The organism is Halomonas colorata, assembly GCF_014897985.1.
Classification (GTDB): Bacteria; Pseudomonadota; Gammaproteobacteria; order Pseudomonadales; family Halomonadaceae; genus Vreelandella; species Vreelandella colorata.
The window spans coordinates 1-19,036 of the sequence record NZ_JABUZA010000021.1; the positions used below are offsets into that span (position 1 = coordinate 1).

Annotated in this window: 12 protein-coding genes; 3 read left to right on the forward strand and 9 right to left on the reverse strand. The window is 50.7% G+C overall.

Annotated features, from left to right (window positions below):
- Nucleotides 1–372 precede the first annotated feature (372 nt).
- A complete protein-coding gene (locus INT33_RS11595) occupies nt 373–3,912 on the forward strand; it encodes a PAS domain S-box protein (RefSeq protein ID WP_193091959.1) in 3,540 nt (1,179 codons plus the stop codon).
- A 10-nt stretch (nt 3,913–3,922) separates the two neighbouring features.
- Nucleotides 3,923–4,849, forward strand: a complete 927-nt coding sequence (locus tag INT33_RS11600; RefSeq protein ID WP_319643927.1) for a diguanylate cyclase — start codon at nt 3,923–3,925, stop codon at nt 4,847–4,849.
- A gap of 436 nt (nt 4,850–5,285) precedes the next feature.
- Here the strand turns inward: INT33_RS11600 and INT33_RS11605 are convergent, their stop codons facing one another.
- The 4 genes from INT33_RS11605 to gorA form a co-directional block, all read right to left on the reverse strand.
- Complete coding sequence (locus INT33_RS11605; protein ID WP_192539014.1) at nt 5,286–5,681, reverse strand: ectoine synthase; 396 nt, start codon at nt 5,679–5,681, stop codon at nt 5,286–5,288.
- A gap of 78 nt (nt 5,682–5,759) precedes the next feature.
- Nucleotides 5,760–7,028 (reverse strand): diaminobutyrate--2-oxoglutarate transaminase, encoded by a 1,269-nt coding sequence (ectB, locus tag INT33_RS11610; protein WP_193091960.1) that lies wholly within the window; start codon nt 7,026–7,028, stop codon nt 5,760–5,762.
- Nucleotides 7,029–7,093: 65 nt separating this feature from the next.
- Nucleotides 7,094–7,672: a diaminobutyrate acetyltransferase gene (gene ectA / locus INT33_RS11615; RefSeq protein ID WP_192539012.1), complete on the reverse strand. Its 579-nt coding sequence runs from the start codon at nt 7,670–7,672 to the stop codon at nt 7,094–7,096.
- Nucleotides 7,673–7,942: 270 nt separating this feature from the next.
- Nucleotides 7,943–9,325, reverse strand: coding sequence for a glutathione-disulfide reductase (gorA, locus tag INT33_RS11620; RefSeq protein WP_192539011.1), 1,383 nt, complete (start codon nt 9,323–9,325; stop codon nt 7,943–7,945).
- A gap of 140 nt (nt 9,326–9,465) precedes the next feature.
- Here gorA and can point away from each other — a divergent pair, with 140 nt between their 5' ends.
- On the forward strand, nt 9,466–10,113 hold the full coding sequence (can, locus tag INT33_RS11625; RefSeq protein WP_192539010.1) for a carbonate dehydratase: 648 nt from the start codon (nt 9,466–9,468) through the stop codon (nt 10,111–10,113).
- Nucleotides 10,114–10,221: 108 nt separating this feature from the next.
- On the opposite strand, the gene msrA is transcribed toward can, so the two are convergent.
- Genes msrA through INT33_RS11650 form a run of 5 tightly spaced genes read right to left on the reverse strand, consistent with a single transcriptional unit; the run spans nt 10,222 to nt 18,918 of the window.
- On the reverse strand, nt 10,222–10,845 hold the full coding sequence (gene msrA, locus INT33_RS11630) for a peptide-methionine (S)-S-oxide reductase MsrA (protein WP_193091961.1): 624 nt from the start codon (nt 10,843–10,845) through the stop codon (nt 10,222–10,224).
- Between the two features lie 10 nt (nt 10,846–10,855).
- Nucleotides 10,856–14,872 (reverse strand): autotransporter assembly complex protein TamB, encoded by a 4,017-nt coding sequence (gene tamB, locus INT33_RS11635; RefSeq protein WP_193091962.1) that lies wholly within the window; start codon nt 14,870–14,872, stop codon nt 10,856–10,858.
- A 9-nt stretch (nt 14,873–14,881) separates the two neighbouring features.
- Nucleotides 14,882–16,732 carry an autotransporter assembly complex protein TamA gene (gene tamA, locus INT33_RS11640; RefSeq protein WP_193091963.1) on the reverse strand — a complete coding sequence of 617 codons (1,851 nt, stop codon included), beginning with the start codon at nt 16,730–16,732 and terminating at the stop codon, nt 14,882–14,884.
- Nucleotides 16,733–16,785: 53 nt separating this feature from the next.
- Complete coding sequence (locus INT33_RS11645; RefSeq protein WP_193091964.1) at nt 16,786–17,616, reverse strand: coiled-coil domain-containing protein; 831 nt, start codon at nt 17,614–17,616, stop codon at nt 16,786–16,788.
- 9 nt (nt 17,617–17,625) lie between these two features.
- A complete protein-coding gene (locus INT33_RS11650; RefSeq protein ID WP_193091965.1) occupies nt 17,626–18,918 on the reverse strand; it encodes a nucleotide sugar dehydrogenase in 1,293 nt (430 codons plus the stop codon).
- Nucleotides 18,919–19,036: the final 118 nt, after the last annotated feature.

Below are 19,036 nucleotides of genomic sequence, written 5' to 3' on the forward strand. Positions count from 1 at the left end.
GCAAGCTGCAGGAAGTTGAGCGTAATAAACAGGCTGCTTAGAGGCAGCCATTTGGACAACTGGGTTGAAAATCACCGCTATGCAGCGCTGAGCATTGATGCCGTACTCAACGGGCTGCGGCCACCCGAGCAAGCTATTAGCCTTAAATTGCAAGATGTTACCGATCCTGAAAAGAGCGTTGAGTTTTATTCCAGTGGCGATGAAAACCCTAACGATATCGTGCTTTCACGTACGGTCGAACGAGATGTGTATGGACGAAGATGGCAGCTTCGGTTCGAAGCCCATCCACCGTTTATCCGTGAGCTTAATCAGCTCTCTCCGCTTCTGGTATTAAGTATCGGGGTGTTGTTTTCCATGCTTATGGCGGCCCTGATGGGCGCCCTCAACATCAGTCGTAAACGACGACGCAGCATTATCGCTGAACAGGCAAAACTTGCGGCAATTGTCGAGAGTTCGGCCGACGGCATCATTGGAATGGACCGTAATGGCAAAGTCACCAGCTGGAATAAAGGGGCTGAAGAATTATTTGGCTACAGCACCAAAGAGACTTTGGGACAGCGTATTGGCCATCTGATTATGCCTGAACAAAAATTAGCTGAGGAGGAAAACGTACTTGCTTGCATTCAGGCTGGAAAGTCGACATCAGCCTTTGAAACACAGCGACAGCACAAAAACGGAACGCTCATTTCAGTTTCAGTCACCATGTCACCTATTTTCAATTCAGAAGGTCGTGTTATCGGAGGGGCAAAAACTGTTAGAGATATTTCAGAAAGAGTCGCCGCTGATGCACAGATTCATAAGCTGAATAGCAGCCTAGAGGCCCAGGTAGCACAACGTACATCTGAACTGCTTCAGCTCAACGTGCTATTAGGCAGCGTACTGAGCTCAGCTTCAGAGGTGGCAATTATTGCCACGGACTTGCTTGGTGTCATTAAAGTTTTTAATACCGGTGCTGAGCGCATATTAGGCTACGAAGCAGCTGATGTGATTGATCAGCACAATTTGATTGATTTCCATACAGAGGCAGAAATGGCACTTCGTGCCAATGAATTGGCATCCCAGTATGGATGCACGGTGAACGGATTTTGCGTATTAGTACATGAGGCTGAACGGCACGGCGCCGACACGCGCGAATGGACTTACTGTTGTAAAGGCGGCGTTCCTTTACCGGTTTCGGTCTCTATTACCGCTATGTATGACGATCATGGAGACATCAACGGTTATCTCAGCATCGCTGTAGATTTGACGACACAAAAAGCGTCCGAAAGTGCAGTCTCATCGGCGCGTGACCAACTGCTTATGGCCGCCGATGCGGCGGAATTGGGGATTTGGTCTTGGGACATGGCCGATAATTCACTCAGCTGGAATGCACGTATGTTCCAACTCTATGGGCTATCGTCGAACGAGGTACCTTCAGACTTAAGCTATCAACACTGGCATGAGCGCATCCATCCAGACGATATGGATATGGCCGACAGCAAGCTACAGAGCCTGCTAGAAAAAGGGGAGGCGTATAATCCTGTTTTTCGGGTGATACGCCCTGATGGCACCCTGTGCACGGTGCAGGCAGGTGCACAGGTCGAGCGCGATGAGCACGGTACACCAATAAGAGTGACAGGTATCAACCGTGATATAACTGCCCAGCTTGAGTTGCAAACACGCCTGCAGCATGCGAAGGAACAAGCGGATGCCGCTAGCGCAGCCAAATCATCATTTGTAGCGAATATGAGCCATGAAATTCGCACCCCTATGAATGCAGTGTTGGGAATGCTTCAGCTTGTTCAGAACACCGAGCTGAATACCCGCCAGCTTGACTACATCAGCAAAGCCGAGTCGGCGGCAAAGTCGCTACTGGGATTACTCAACGATATTCTCGACTACTCAAAGATCGACGCTGGAAAGCTGCAGCTGGATATACATGTTGTTGATCTTGAAAACCTGATGCGTGACTTAGCCATTATTCTTGCGGGTAATCTTTCAGGAAAAGACGTTGAGGTCATGTTCGATATCGACCCTCAATTGCCCAGCGCATTATATGGTGATGGACTGCGCTTACAGCAAGTGTTAGTCAACCTAGCGGGCAATGCGCTGAAGTTTACGCAACACGGTCATGTAGTTGTCAAGGTCGGACAACGGCACCGGCAGTCAGAGGAGGTGCGCTTACGCGTTGAAGTGATTGACAGCGGAATTGGCATTAGCCCTGAACATCTCAAGCGTATCTTCGATGGCTTTACCCAAGCTGAGGCGTCTATCAGCAGACGTTTTGGCGGCACGGGGTTGGGCCTGGTGATATCGCAGCGGCTTATCGAATTAATGGGAGGAGAGCTACAGGTCAGCAGCCAAGTCGGGATAGGCAGTTGCTTTTGGTTTGATATCAATATGCGCATTGCTCAAGAACCGCCGTTAGGCACCTTGCTACCGGGAGCAGACCACGCTAAGCATCTGCTGGTTGTTGATGATAATGAAGTGGCCGGTGAGCTGTTAGTACGCATGACTCAGTCTATGGGGTGGCAGGTGGATCTTGTCCGCGATGGCCGACAAGCCGTGGATCGCGTTCAGCAAATGCAGCGTGGCGGCAATGACTATGACATCATACTGATGGATTGGCGTATGCCTGAACTGGATGGCTTAAGCGCAGCACGCAAAATACATCAGCAAAGTCTGCAAAAAAAACCGCCCATCATTATGATCACTGCTTGCGGCCAGGAAGTACTATCTGATTCACAGCAGTTGGGTGATGCTCCCTTTGTCGACGTTCTTAGCAAGCCTGTCACCCCCCAACAATTGATTAATTCGATCAACAATGCGCTTATATCGCCAAGTATGCCGCAGCCCACTGCCTCCAACATGCGGTCATTGCTTCCAAAGCGCTTAGAAGGACTGCGCTTTTTGGTTGTTGAGGACAATATGTTAAATCGCGAGGTCGCCTTTGAGCTATTAACCCAAGAAGGTGCTGAAGTAACTCTCGCAGAGGGAGGGCTTGAGGGTGTGACGTTAGCCACCAAGTCTGCCCCCGCTTTTGATGCGGTATTAATGGATATCCAAATGCCTGATATTGACGGATTGGAAGCTACCCGTCTAATTCGCGCTGACGGCGACCAAGGTGGTGTAAAGATCATTGCCATGACGGCCAATGCGTCGGAGCAAGACAAGCAAGCATGTTACGCTGCGGGTATGGATGATCATCTCAGCAAGCCGGTTGACCTCGAGCGACTGATTGCCACGCTATTAAGCCATACAACACAGGAAGTGGCCGGTGCAGAAGTACCGCCACCTCCAACCGAATCGATTAATACTATTGTCGAGCCGGAATCTTCGATCAGTCGTCGCTTTGGCGGTAACTACAAGCTGATTCGTACTATGTTGGGAAAATTCGCGGACGAGCAAACCAAGCAGCTTGGGCGCCTGAAAGAAGCCTTTGAGCAGGGCGATAGGGTAGGCGCTATCAGCTTATTGCATGCTATCAAGGGCAGTTCCGCAACGATGGGCGCCACGGCGTTTGCAGATCGCGTAGGAGCCCTGGAGCAAGATTTACGAAATACCGAGTCCAGCAAACAATCGCAAGGACTGAACCAGAATGATGTCGATACTGATCATCTATTTACGCTGTTACAGGCCAGTGACGGTATGTTGAGGGCGATGTTTGACCTTCCGGTAATGGCATCCACGGCATTTGTACCAGTGAATGAAGACAGTGCAGACTTATCCATTGAGCAGTGGCATGAAGCACTGCGAGCTATATTGCAGCTTTTAGAGGTAGGCAGCCTGCAAGCGATCGAAAAGAGTGAATCGCTTCAGGGACTCACTCCACAGGCTATGCGGAGTGAGTACGATGCTTTTCTTGATCTGGTAAGATCTCTGGATTTTGCGGCAGCGCTACTCGCAGGTCATGACCTGCTGCATTCAAACTGAGGGACGATTAGTGCAACAGTGGCAAGCCGTTTCAAAAAACAAGCCTAAATTACTGCTGGTCGATGACCAGCGCATTAATATTATGGTGTTGTATGAGCTGTTTCGTGAGGAGTGTGAGGTATTCATGGCCACGGATGGGGCTCAAGCCCTAGATATGTGCCAAACGATAGCACCGGATTTGATTCTGCTTGACGTTTATATGGACGGCCTGGATGGCCATGAGGTCTGTCGTAGACTCAAAGCCGACCCTGGAACACGCGATATCGCCATTATTTTTGTAACGGCTCTAGGCGCGGTAGAGGATGAAGTGTTGGGTCTCGAACTTGGAGCGGTTGATTTTATCGTCAAGCCGATCAACCCCGTTATTGTCAAAGCACGGGTCAATACGCACCTAACGCTCAAGCGGCAAAGTGACATCTTGCGCTCGTTTGCATTGATCGATGGCTTAACAGGTGTCGCTAACAGGCGCATGTTTGACGAACAGCTAAATCGAGATTGGCGCCAGTGCCTGAGGGAGCAATATACGCTGTCGGTGATCATGATTGATGTCGACTATTTTAAGCGTTACAACGATCTTTATGGACACTTGAAGGGCGATAATTGCTTGCAGCAGGTAGCTGAAGCTCTAATCGGTGTATCCTTCCGGCCGTATGATTTGATAGCGCGTTATGGTGGTGAAGAGTTTGCGTGCCTGTTGCCTAAAACAGATTTGGCGGGGGCTTTACATGTTGCAGAGCGTATTGAGGCAAGCGTGCAAGCATTAAAGCTTGAACATATGGGCTCGGAGGTAGCGCAGCATGTGACTGTGGCATCGGTTATCCCAGACAGCAGCATGGAGCAACAAGCGCTGTTGGCGGAAGCGGATAAGCAATTGTACAAAGCGAAGCAGGCTGGTCGAGCTCGTGTCAGTTATGGCGCATTAGCAAGCTCGTCATAATGGTTATAAAAGACCCGCCAGAGAATAGTGATCCGACACTAATAGAGTAAAAGTATATTGCGTGATAATGAACACCATATTTAACATAATATATATTATGCGAACACCTGAAAGATCTTTGTGAAGCGCACAGAACCCGCAGCCTACTTGAGACTCACTGGTTTAAGCAAGCAACGTCTCTAATTCAATATAATCAGCAAGATAATAGATTTTATCAGGTGTAGCGCTTAATCAATTTTTATCCATGCTATGAAACATCTACGCTCTAAGCTATATGTTTTAAGCAGCTATTAAGCGTCCATCCTCAGTATCTAGGTTGAAGGCCGCCTCTAACCCCTGAATTGGGTCAGGTACATAGACATTAAAAAGCAGCCTGCTTGAGCAAGGCTGCTTTCCAAGGACATATGTCCAAGCACTAAAGGCTGTGTATCAGTGCTTATTCATCAGCTGGTGCGTAGGAGCCGTCTTCGCGGTGCACTTCTTTACCTGACAGCGCGGGAGTAAATACGCAGGCAACGGTCATGCCTTTTTCTTTACCGCGCAGTAGGTGCTCGTCATGCTGATCCAGCAGGTAGATATCGCCTGCTTTAATGGGCCAAATTTTGCCATCGGCCAGGGTTTCTACTTCACCTTCGCCTTCATAGCAAAAAACCGCTTCATAGTGATGTTTGTACTGAATATGGGTTTCAGTACCTGGAAAAATGCGCGTGATGTGAAAAGAAAAACCCGCGTTGTCTTCAGCAAGTACTAGACGCGTGCTGTCCCAGTTGCCGTTTTCAGCGGTTACCAGACGATCAGTTTTGCGCGCTTCTTCTAGATTACGAACAATCATAATTTACTCCATCCCTGAACGGCTGGCAGTACCAGCCGCTGAGTTTTTCGTTAGGGTGATACGTAAGACTGCGTCAAATTACCTATTAATAACCGTTTTGACAGCCGCTTCCAGGATATCCAGCGCTTCAAGCAGGTCTTCATCGGTAATGGTTAACGGGCAAAGACATTTAACGACTTCGCCGCCCTGGCCACTCGTTTCAATAATCAAGCCGTTTTCAAACGCTTCGCTGGTGATTTTATCGGCAAGATCACCTGAGACAACGTCGATACCGCGCATCAAGCCGCGTCCGCGCTCGGTAGCTGGCATACCGTTTTCCGATAACAGAGTTGCCAGCTTCTGGAAACGCTCTTCTACAATACGCGCTTTGCGCTGAATATCGCGCTCAAACGTATCGTTAGACCAATATTTTTTAAGCGCTGCGGTCGCCGTTACCATGGCAAGGTTAAAGCCACGGAAGGTGCCGTTATATTGACCCGGTTTCCACATATCGAGCTCTGGGCGTATCAATACATGGGCAAATGGCAAACCAAACCCTGAGAGAGACTTAGAATTAGTCACGATGTCAGGCTTGATACCCGCATGTTCAAAACTGAAAAACTTCCCAGTACGGCCACAGCCGGCCTGGATATCATCCACGATCAATAGGATATCGTGTTCGCGGCAAATGCTTTCAAGGCGTTTCAACCAGTCCAGACCTGCCACGTTAATACCGCCCTCGCCTTGCACGGTTTCAACAATGACGCCTGCCGGGATATCCAGTCCACCTGATTGGTCACAGAGTAATTTTTCAAAATAATCAAGCGTATCGGCATGCTCACCCATGTAACCATCGAAAGGTAAAAAGCTTGCGCCCTGAGTAGGAATACCGCCGGTTGCTTCACGGAATTTACGGTTACCTGTCGTTGCCAATGCACCCATGGTCACACCGTGGAAACCATTGGTGAAAGTCACAATATTGTGACGGCCTTTGGCAACACGTGCCAGACGAATAGCTGCTTCAACGGCGTTCGTGCCCGTTGGGCCTGGCAGATGAACTTTATAATCCAGCCCGCGCGGTTTAAAAATGAGTTCTTCTAATGTTTCGAGATATTCCCGTTTTGCTGCCGTCCACATATCCAGGCCATGAACAATGCCGTCGCTGGATAGGTAATCAATCATGGCTTGCTTGAGATGCGGGTTGTTATGGCCGTAATTAAGCGTTCCGGCACCCGCCAAAAAGTCGATATATTCACGACCGTTTTCGTCGGTTAAACGAGCATTTTGCGCTTTGGTAAACACAACAGGAAATGAACGTGAATAGGTACGAACATTAGATTCCATACGTTCAAGTGTTTGAGTCTTCATTAGCGACCTCCTTGTGATCATTAAGCTGGCAAGAGTGTGACGAGATAATGCAGCGATAGTGCAGATTAGATGTGATCAGCCTGAAATGGGCCGATGCGAACCAGGTTCTCCGGATCATGTTCTCCACCCAGCTGTTCGGTAGAGAAATATTCTCTGCTATTAAGCGGCGCATGCCAGCGAGCTGCTAAGCGGCGAAACAAGCCCCAGGATGCCAGGTTGTCAGGCGTAATCGTGGTTTCAAGATGATGAACGTTAGTGAGTTCAGGGCGTGACAGGATGGCTTCAACCAAGCGGCGAGCAAGTCCGGTGCCGCGGGCCTTTTCACCTACTGCCACCTGCCACAGAAAATAAGTGTCTGGGGCGTTATCTTTTACGTAACCAGAAACAAACCCGACAATTTCGCCCTCTTCGTTAGTGGCAACGGCGCATGTATCACGGAATTGCGTCGCAAGTAATAAGTAAGCGTAAGCAGAATTGACGTCCAGAGGAGGACACGCTTTCACTAATTCATATACTCCCCAACCATCTTCGGCATTCGGCTTACGGATAAACAGCGGTGTTTCAGAAAAACCAACCACTGCATCGGCTACCGTGGGGCGTGCAAGCTCAGATGACGATGTAAAAGGCTGTATTGGCGTATTCATAGTTATGCTTCGCTGTAGCGAATTTGATGCCCATTATAACAACTGATTATTAACAATTCAAAAATCATATTATCCACCGCCCTATTTTCCATAATTTTTGATTATAGTTGGCTCATTTAAGCCGCTCTTGGTGCCCTAAGTGGTGGTCTGCGTAATGAGACAATATGAGTTTAGTCTGACTTTGCAAAAGGTGAGGCATAAAAAAAGCGAGCCTGATGCTGGCTCGCTTTTTTAAACACTTCTTTTTGAAAAGTTAGAAAAAAAGGGGGGTCAATGTCGAGTCACTGTTCTCATGGTGACAAATTCTTCGGCCCCGGTCGGGTGGATGCCAATAGTTAAGTCAAAGTCACGCTTGGTAAGACCTGCTCTAACAGCAATGGCAATACCCTGCATAATTTCCCCCGCTTCATCTCCTACCATATGGACACCGACGACTCGATCGGTCTCATCATCCACAATGAGTTTCATAAGCGTGCGTTCCTGACTTCCCGAGAGGGTATGTTTCAGCGCTCGAAACTCAGTGGAATAAACCCGAATCTTGGCCAGTTTTTGCCGTGCTCCCTCTTCACTGAGCCCTACTGTGCCGATATTAGGATGACAAAAGACAGCAGTAGGTACCGTAGCGTAATCAAGAGGAGTTGGCTGCTTATCTTTAAAATGGTAATCAACCAGTTGCATGGCTTCAGCAAGAGCGACAGGCGTTAATTCAGGGCCGGCAGTTAAGTCGCCTAGCGCTAAAATAGATGGCACTAACGTTTCATAGCGCTCATTGACGGGAATTTTTCCGTCTCCATCCAAACAAATTCCCAGCTCTTCCGTGCCCAGCCCTTGAACGTTGGCTACACGCCCCGTGGCTGCCAGTACCGCATCCACCTCTAACACTTCACCGGTGGTCAGGTGGACGTTATAGCTGGATCCCGTGGCCTCGATACGCTCGATATTGGCATTAAAATGAAGGTTGACCCCCTTTTTGTCCATTTCGTTACGGGTGAACTCGCGCACCTCGTGGTCAAACTGCTTTAAAAATAGATCACCACGATAGATTAGATGGGTTTCGCTACCTAAGCCGTTAAAGATACTTGCAAATTCAACCGCGATATACCCACCGCCCAACACCAGGAAACGTTTTGGAAATTTTTCTAAATCAAACACCTGGTTTGAGTCCAGCGCATGCTCGTTACCTGGAAAATCGGGCACCCATGGCCAACCGCCTGTCGCCAGCAAAATTTTATTCGCCGTGATATGAGTAACGCCATTTTCATCTTTCAATGCCGCCGTATGGCCGTCAACCAGCTGTGCGCGGGCATTGAAAAGTGTGACGTCTGCTCCTTCAAGCATGCGCTGATAAATTCCGTTTAAGCGCTTAATTTCACTAGTTTTATTATCTCTTAACGTGGCCCAGTCAAACGTAGCAGGTTCTGAAAGGCTCCAGCCAAATCCTGCGGCGTCGTCGAAGCTGTCGTGAAAATGGGCCGCATAGGCATAAAGCTTCTTGGGGACACAGCCTACATTGACGCAGGTGCCGCCTAGATAGCGGTCTTCTACGATAGCGACCTTAGCGCCTGTCGCAGCTGCGGTACGGGCAGCACGCACGCCGCCTGATCCTGCACCGATCACTAGCAGGTCATACTCATATTCAGAATCGGCTACCATTATCTGCTCCTAATAAGTTTTTATACGCATTAAACGCTTAGCTGCGCCCGCTTATTGACCTTCGTCGCAGGGAAGGTTAAAACCTTCTCCACTTACTTGCATTTCGCCTTAACCTGACGATGTAATGAAACGGAGATTCAATGTCTGATTCTATTTCGACGCTTCTCGACAATAATCGTGCCTGGGCTGAACGCATGTGCGAAGAGGATCCCGAGTATTTTAAGCGCCTTTCAGATCAGCAAAATCCTGATTATTTGTGGATAGGCTGCTCTGATAGCCGGGTTCCCGCTAATCAGATTATTGCACTCCCCCCCGGTGAAGTCTTCGTTCACCGTAATGTTGCCAACCTTTTGCATCATACTGATATGAACGCGCTTTCTGTCGTTCAGTATGCCGTTGATGTACTCAAAGTAAGTCATATTATGATTGTCGGTCACTACGGCTGCGGCGGAATTAGAGCGGCAGTAACAGGCGGCGAGTGCGGTGTGGTTGATTACTGGCTACATTCGGTGCGTGAGCAATACAACCAGCATCGAAACACACTTGGACATCTTCCCCTGGATGATCAAATAGACCGTATGTGCGAACTCAACGTTAAAGCACAGGTTAACAGCTTATGCCGTACTAAAATTTTGCAGCGGGCCTGGCAGCGTGGCCAGTCCATTTCCGTGCACGGCTGGGTCTATGGTTTAAGCGATGGTCGTGTAAAAGACCTTAAATGTACGGTCACTGGCTTAGATCAGGTAGAAACGCTTTACCGTATCGATCGCATACAGTCTGGCGATTAAGCACCAGGCGACTATGGCTAAGCAGCACTTATAGCTAAGTAGTACTGTATTTAAGTAAGTACTATGGCTCAGCAGCATAGTCGCCTTTATTTGACTGTATTTGAGCGGTTACCCACCAATAGGGCAAACCACCCCAGTGCCCTTCAAACCACAATAGCCGTTCGGATTTTTATCGAGATATTGCTGATGGTACGTTTCTGCAAAATAAAACGTATCCAGCGGTTCGATGTCCGTGGTGATTGCTCCCCGGCCTACTTTACTCAAAGCACTTTGATAAGCTTCTGCGCTCTGCATCGCTGCGGTTAGCTGCTCATCGGTGGTCGTATAAATCACCGAGCGATACTGTGAGCCAATATCATTGCCCTGACGATTTCCCTGAGTGGGATCGTGCTGCTCCCAAAACACCTGAAGCAAGGTTTCAATGGCCACTTTGCTTGGGTCATAGATCACGCGGACAACCTCAGCATGCCCAGTTCGCCCGGAACAAACTTCCTGGTAAGTGGGATGCTGGATAGTACCGCCCGCATAGCCTGCAGCTGTAACGTAAACACCGGGCTGCTTCCAGAAAAGACGCTCAACACCCCAGAAACACCCCATCCCCAGTACGATTTCTTCATGGTTTTCAGGATAAGGCGCATGTAGTGAGTGACCATTGATAGTATGGTGCTCACTGGTTTCGACGGGCGTTGTACGTTCTGTTTCTGCGCCTTTACCATCGTTTAATTGCGTCATGTCAGTCTCTCTATTGCTGCTTATAAATTACAGGGTTGCCTTGGCGGGAGAAGGTGTAAATCAAATCCACCGCCTGATTAGCACCTGACACAGCCTGTACATATAGATTACGCCATAGCGTATAACGTAACGTTAGTTCGGCAATCGGTGAGAAAATTCCCACCCCATAGCTAATACGCAGATCATCGGATAGTTGACCACTCAAGGCTACCTGACTGTCATCCCCTACACCGGTCGTATCCAGTGCCAGGTCATCGATACCAAACGCTTCACCAATGGAGCCAACAGCTCCACCCGTGCGGCCCAGTGACATGCCAATCAAGGCTGTGGTCAGGGCACTGTCCATACCGCCGCTGGAATCTGATGCTCGACCTCTTAATAGATACGAGAGGGCCTGGTTTTCAGGCATTGAAGGCTCCGAGAAAATCGTCACGTTGGGTTCTTCAGCGCTACCCGTTACGCGTAGTCCTGCAATGACATCGTCTGCGGTCACGTCCGGATTACGGATAGCTTCGAAATCAAGAGATGGCAGCGACGGCGGGCCGCTAAACAGTAGCTGGCCGCGTCGGATCAATAGGTCCTGGCCAAAGGCCTGGAAACGGCCATCAACGAGATTTACATCGCCAAACAGCTGAAGCCCGCCGCTGTCTTGGCGGATTTCCAGCGTGCCACCCAAGCCTGATTCAAGCCCATAGGCCGAAATTAGCATGTCTCTGCCCAGCGTCAAGGTGATCAGAACATCTAGCTCCATACCCGCTTGAGCTAACTCATCGGCGGCACTTGGCCCGCCATTTTCAGCCACGCGCCGCGCTTCTTCTTCAGCTTCGCGATCCTCGCGCTCGGTAATAATGATTTCATCCGAGCTGGGTTCAATCGCAGAGGAGGACTTTGAGCCAATCTCGAGCCGCGCCCAGGGTAAGTCGACATTACCCCGCACCTGGAGTAGTTCTGGCGTAATGCGTACTCGAATATCCGGTGCGGCCTCTAATCGGCCAAACTGGGGCAATACCAACAGTAACGGCTCTTGCGTGGCGTTCAAGTCGATCCCAATCCGCCAGTCGTCCGCGCCGGGCCAATAGGCGTCCCCGGTAATGTTCAGTCGGCCACGCTCGGCCGCCACGAAGCCATTAATATCCCCTTGCTCACCATCAAACGAGAGGGCTAACTCGCCATCGCGTACATCAACAGGAATATCGGGGCCGTGAACGCGCAACCCACGTAGTGCCAACGTGCCCTGCAAATCCGGCTGGCTGGTGGTGCCGCCAATCTGCACTCGGCCGTTTAGTTCACCCTCAAGACTATCCATGCTCACGACCATAGGACGATAAGGGGCAAGAGAGAGATTGTTGGCTAGCAGCTCGCCATCTAACGTGCCTCGTCCAAGCGGGTCATTGAGCGACAGGTTAAGCCTTAAATCGCCCGCTTCAGAGAACGATAGGACTATGTTGGTATCCGCCTGTGCCTGGTTCGCCTGAAGGTTTGCATCCAGATTAATAACCGGCAGTTGAACAGGCTGCCCATAATCGTTGATCGCGGTAATCGCAAGCTCACTAAGCACTTGAACATCGGCCTGCCAGCGTGCGCCTCCTTGGCGCCAATCAACGACCATGTCCGCCGTTGTATCCCCCTCGAACGACCACTCTTCAGGTAAGAAAGGTTCGAGCATCTCCATAGGCACTTCGCGTACGGTTAATACCGCACGCCCCTGGTCGGGGGAAGCATTGATCGGTTCCTGAGAGCAGACCAGACCGCCCTCTTCACGCCGTAAGCAGAAAGGCGACAGGCGTGCCTGCCCATTAGCCAGGTTGTAACTCAAATCAAGCGGCGCCTCCAGACGAATATTGCCCGCTTCTGAGTCAATTTCCAGAGGAGTTAGCCGGCCTTGATACTGCTGACCCTGTTGATTGAATCGCCCGTCCAGCGCTAATAGGGCTCGGCTAAGGGGGCTATCAGGCTGTCCCTGCACATTCACTTCCAGACGGTGTTGAGACAGCCGCCCTGTCAAATTCAGGTCGGCAGAGGATAGCCGTTGGCCGCCTGCAAGAATTTCCTGCAGGCCAAGCTGAATATCTAGCCTTGGGTCTTCAAGCCCCTGCACATTGGCATTCATCGATAGCCGTTCTACGCGGTTATCCGCAAAGCGCAGGTCGCGCCCCGATAGATCGGCAAGCAGCGCTGGCTGCTCGAAGCTACCGCTTGCCTGTAGATTGCCGGTTAAAGTACCCGCCAAGTCAGGCGATAAGGTACTTAACTCCCGCAGGTCTATGTCGGCATTTAATGACATTGTCTGCTCGCTAAGCTGCCCTGACGCTTGAAGGCGGTTATTCCCCTGAGTGAATAACAGCTCGTGGATATCCACTTCTAAATTGCTGTTAGCGTCAAGCGCTGCCTGCAGCGTTAATGGGTAATCGCGCAGCTCACCTTCAATGTCGATATCCGCAATGCTAACGGACCACAGATCACCTAGCTGGCGCACGTTCAGATCAATATCGCCGGTTAAATTGCCGTCCATCTGATCAACAAAGTGGGCCGGATCAAATCGATCAAGGCGTATGCGGGTATCAATGGTTAGAGGAGCCAGCCAATCGATGCGCCCTTCACTACGCAGCGTGCTTTCCTCGACTTGTAGCGCTAAAGGGGCCCAGCGGAAATGGCTAAAGTCGCCATCGCCGTTAAGCGTTATCTGGGTAGGCGGCAACTGTGGCCCTTGTGCCTGAAGGCTGACCTCGGCACGGTAGGCTTCCAGGCTACCCGCAACCGTCAGGTCAACCGCTTCCACCACGTAGGGTTCATTGGTGTTTTCGCCCTCCGTCTGTGGCTCCTCCGTTAGCGGCCATTGTAAGCGCTCGCTTTGTAAGCGAACCTGAAAGGGTAAATCCGGTGCCAAGGCATCTATTTGCGCATTAAGAGAGGCAGCTACCACGCCTGCAGCATTCAGCTCAGCCTGCAGGTTATTGAGTGGCCCGGAGAGGTCGAGCACAAGCGTTTCGCCACTTAACGCGGGGAATAACTCGGGCAAAAACAGCTCAGCATTTAACTGCGCTTCTAACGGATAATTGCCCGTCAGGTTAGCGTTACCCACAAGCGTTGCCTGAACATCGTCAGTCACTACTTCGAAGGTGTCGATTGCCACTTGGCTTTCCTGGGTGCTGCCCGCTAGCTGTAGCCGCTCAATAGAGTATTCGAAGGCACCTTCAAAATTTACATCGGTGACGGTCAGGTCGCTAACCTCTACATCAACCGGCAGTACTATCTCAGGTAAGGTAATCGGCTCGCGCGCGGCTAAACGCTCGTTGACAGGAACTGCTTGTGACGCATCTTCTTGGGGCTGGGTAATGGAAATAGCACCATCAATCCCTTCAGCGGTTAACGGCGTCTGCGTATCCTGAGTGAGCTGTACGCCAGGCGATGGCGGTAAATAAACGCTTAGCTGATCGAGGCGAGTCGGTGCTAACGCCACCTGACTTTGTTCAGCGGTGGCCGAGGATTCAAACGATACCCAGTTGATATGCGTTCCATCCGCAAGCTGAACATCGACATTGTCTAGACGGACAGAACGCAGCTCAATGGGAAAAGGCAAATGCAGCCTGAAGGGATCACCCGAATCCTGGGGCGGCTCTTCAGGTGTATCGCTGGCGCTTAAACGAATGTCTGCCCCATCAACCTGCAGGGTATCCAGACACAGTCGCCCTGAAAGCACGCAGTCATCGGCCCAGGCAAGCTCCAGGTCATCAATGACTACCCTGATATTGCCTAGCTCAAGGTGAAAGCCTTGTAGCGTGAATTGATCGAGAAGCGCGCCATCCTGATGTTCAAATGAAAAATAGCCGCGCTGTTCCCCCTGAGAAAACAGTACCCCTGTTCCCCAGGGAGATAACGCTGTACCCAGCAGTACTGCGATTAAACCAAACAGCCAGAGTGGCAGCACGATAACCAGACGTACCAAGCTCCATATCAATAGCCACACACGATGGCGTGGTGAGTATTGATGGCGCGGCGTGGCGGTAGAAGATTCAACCTGAGACAAAGCGTGCTCCTAGAATTCCGGGCCGATGGAGAAATGCAGACGAAACGCATCTTCATGATCGAAGGGATGTGCTACGTCCAGGCGAATAGGCCCCACGGGCGATATCCAGCGGACGCCTACCCCGGCTCCGGTTTTTAAATCATTCGGCCCCCAGTTATCGAAAGCATCGCCGGTATCGATAAATGTAGCTCCCCACCAGTTTTCTCTAACACGGCGCTGGTACTCAAGGCTTGAGGTAATCATCTGTTGGCCGCCGCGTAGCCGACCATCGGCATTACGTGGAGAAAGGCTTTCATAAGAGTAGCCGCGCACGCTGCGATCACCGCCTGCAAAGAAACGCAGTGACGGTGGCAGTTTGGAAAAATCGTCGGTTTCAATCGCACCAATACTCAAGCGGGCAGAAAAGCGGTTGTCGTTGTTGATGGTGCGTATCCACTCCGTATCGCCTGTTACACGCGTAAACTTGGCGTCCGAGCCCCAGATTCTGTCCGAATATTCGACTGAAAGCTGCTGACGGTCGCCCCAGAGAGGAAACCGCTGCGGGCGGGTACGCGTACGCGACCATTGAATACCTGGGTAAAAGAGCCACACCTCATCGGCCTCACCGCCTTGGGTAAAGTCTTCATAGGTAGTCCGGAAATACAGCGTTTGTACCCAATCGTTTTCAAATTGCCAACGGCGAGCCACTTCAACAGAGCCTTCCAGCGACTGAGTGTCGCTATCGTCGATATTACGGATCCCGTACTGCAACCGGTAACTATCGCGCAGTGGATCTTCAAGCGGAATGTTGTATACCCCAGTGAAACGTTGCTCGGGCGCGGAGAGATAAAGGTCGTGATCAAGGCTGTGGCCTAAGCTGTTAATCCACGGCTGATGCCAGCTAAAACGCAAGCGTGGACCTACATCGGTTGCATAGCCGATACCCACTTCAAACTGATGGCGATCGGCAGGCTCAACGCTTACATCAATGGGTAGCGTAGTATTGTCACGCTTATTGATGTTCAGTACGCTTAACAAAGCTGCGCTGCTGATCAGTGGCCGCTGAGGTTGAGAGGCAGTGGCCTCGCTAAACCAGGGATCACCGCCCCCTGGAGGGGTAATAGTAAGTTCTTGGGCCGTTTCCAAGCGTGGGCGTACGGTAACGGACTTAAACCAACCGGTTTCTCCAAGGCGCTGATTATAAGTGGCCAATGATTCTGCCAGGTAGGGATCATTTTCTTCAAAGGTTTGCATCTGCTGCAAACGGTCGGGATCGATATGGCTACCGGTAATATTTACCCTGCCAAACCGGTAACGGGTTCCGCTATCGAAATCCATATAAAGTCGGGCACTTTGCAGATAAGGGCGCACTTCCATACGTCGATCTGTAAAGCCCCAGTCAAAATAACCGCGCTCAATGGCAAGCCCTGCAAATTGGGTCCGTAAACGATCCCAGGGGGCATGACGCAACGGATCACCCTCGCTTAAGGGAAAATTATCCAAGGCTTCTTGAAAAGGCGGGTCGTCTTGAGCATCGCCTTCGATATTGATCGATAGCACTTCAATTTCAACACGCGGGCCAGGCTCAATCGTTAGCCTGATAGGTGGCGTAAGTTCAATGGTAATATCCGGCTCATAGTAACCAAAGACACGCAGGGCTTCTTGCGTGCGGCTACGTATCTCGGCTTCCAGGCGCACATCGGTATATTGCTCAGCGTCAATATTCTCCAGATATGCACTCACGTTTGCCTCAACATCGCCATCGATGCCACTGATGTCGGCAGTGAGCGCCCATGCGGGCATCACACTCGCCGCGCATAGCGGTAATATGATAAAACAAGCCACCTGAGTGGCGGAACGCCATCGCCGTTGTCTTCCCATACATAAAATCCCTAATAAATCAGCGACTCAGAGCTGTTTTGTTACGTAACCTATTACCGAAGCATTTCTATTTGAGCACTAAACGCTAATTGAGCTTGGCGAATCTGGCGTATATCGCTTTCAAGAGCCGCTAAACGTTGACTCCACTGTTGTTCAAATGCTGCCATCTCTTCATTATTAGCCGAGGCTGACTCTAACTGTAGCGTATTTAGCTCAGTTTCTAGCATATTAAAGCGCTCATTCATGGCCTCATTCTGGGCATCCAGCCGCTCGTCTAACGTTTGGCTCAACTGGTTGGACTGCTCTTCAATTGAGGTTAGCTGTTGCGTTGTGATCTGCTCCAGATAATTGACTTCTTCAACAAGATTCTGTCGCCCCGTCGTGCCCGCCTGCTCAAGCGCATCTAGCGAGCTACTCAGCGCCGCTAATTGACTGTCGCGTAAGGCAGCCTGCTCCTGATATTGACTAAGGCGCTGTGAAAAGGTTGCCATAGTTTCACTGGAAGCTTGATCCTCATTATCAGTAAGCACGCCGTAAAGCTCTTCTCGAGTATTCGTCAAGGCTATAGAAAGCTGCTCTTGCTCTTGAAAAAGTGTCGACATCTGAGCTTGTACAAAGGTTATCGTATCTTGTACGTCAGTGTCACCCGACTCCAGCCGAGCATGAACATTAGATACCTCACCACTCACCCGATGAAGCTCGGATTGAAGACGCTCACGTTCTAACCACAGCCCAACCGAGGCGGCGGCGAGTAAAGCAAACAGCAGGAATATCCCAAGCCATAATGGCCACACAGCCGGGCCTTTACGGTGGCGTAAATGCTGGACCGTTAAGCTTTGGTCCACATCGGGAACAATTCGCTGAGAAGGCGTCGAATTGGGCATGGCGTTTCCTCAAAAAGACGTAGGGTCGGCGCGACGACCAATACCACGGTACTTTAACCCGCAGCTGGCAACAAATGTAGGGTCGTAAATATTTCGCCCGTCTAACACTAACTTAGCACTAAGTAACGCGGCCAACCGATGCCAGTCTGGGTTCCAGTAGGGCTTCCACTCGGTCACAAGCATTAATGCATCGGCGCCTTCGCAGGCTTCATAAGGGTCCTGGTCGAACGTATGCAGGTCTTCCCGATAGCCGACTTCCTGATGCAGGGCCGCCGTCGCCGCTGGGTCATGTAGCCTTACCTTAACGCCCTGTGCCCAGAGTGCTTCCAGAAGTGTCAATACGGGGGCGTGATCAATACGTGCCGTTCCGGGTTTAAATGCCGCCCCCCAAATAGCCACCGTTTTACCCTCAAGCTGGCCCTCAAAGTGGCTCCAAAGCTTGCGAAACAGGGTCTCTTTTTTCTGCTCGTTGATATCCATGACTTGTTCAAGCAGAGCAGAATAACGTCCGCTTTTGGATTGGACGTCTGCCAAGCGCATTAAATCGCGAGAGAAGTTAGGGCCGCCAAAGCCACAACCGGGGTATAAATATTCAAAACCAATGCGCGTATCGGCGCCCATGCCCTGACGTACATGTTCGACATCAACGCCTAACGTGTCTGCCAAACCGGCGATTTCATTCATATAGCTAATACGCGTGGCCAGCATGCCATTAATGGCCAGCTTAGTAAGTTCGGCTGCCCGGCGCGGCATAGGTTGAAACACTTCTTGGCGTCGATTAAAAGCACGCAAAAGCTCGCGTATTACATGTTCGCCCTGTGCGTCATCGCAACCCAGTAGCCAACGCGTTGGCCGAGTAAAGGAAGCCCAGGCGCGACCTTCTTCTAGCGTGTCAGGTAAGGCAACGCTGCTATGCTGGTCTTGCATTAAATCGTGTAAACGCTCCGTTTCACCCACCGGGAACGTTGAGTTATTGACTAGAACGGCGCCTTGCTGAACGTTGAGGTCTGGCTGCTGAAGTAGCGTGCTGGCCGCATTACGCTGGCTTGGGGAAAGTGCAAGCCAGATAACATCGGCGGGAGACGCCTGCGCTATATTATCAATAAGTTCCAGCGTACCATCGGTCAGGCCTTGCTCAATATGCGGCATTAATTCAGGTTCACGACGAAGCCAGTCAACTTGAGAAAGCACCGTCCAAGGGGCGCTTTCGTGGGGTAGCCACTGAACCTGATGGCCTACCCAGGCTAACGCAGCAGCAGCGGTCACAGCACTTAACTCGCTGCCATAAAGTAATACTCGCATTTACCAGACTCCTTGCGCGACGGAAAAGCGAGAAAGTATCGCCATGAAATTCATACAATGGTCCTTTTCATGCGTTCTGACCCAGGAGTGGTTAGAATGCCCATAATACTGAACGATT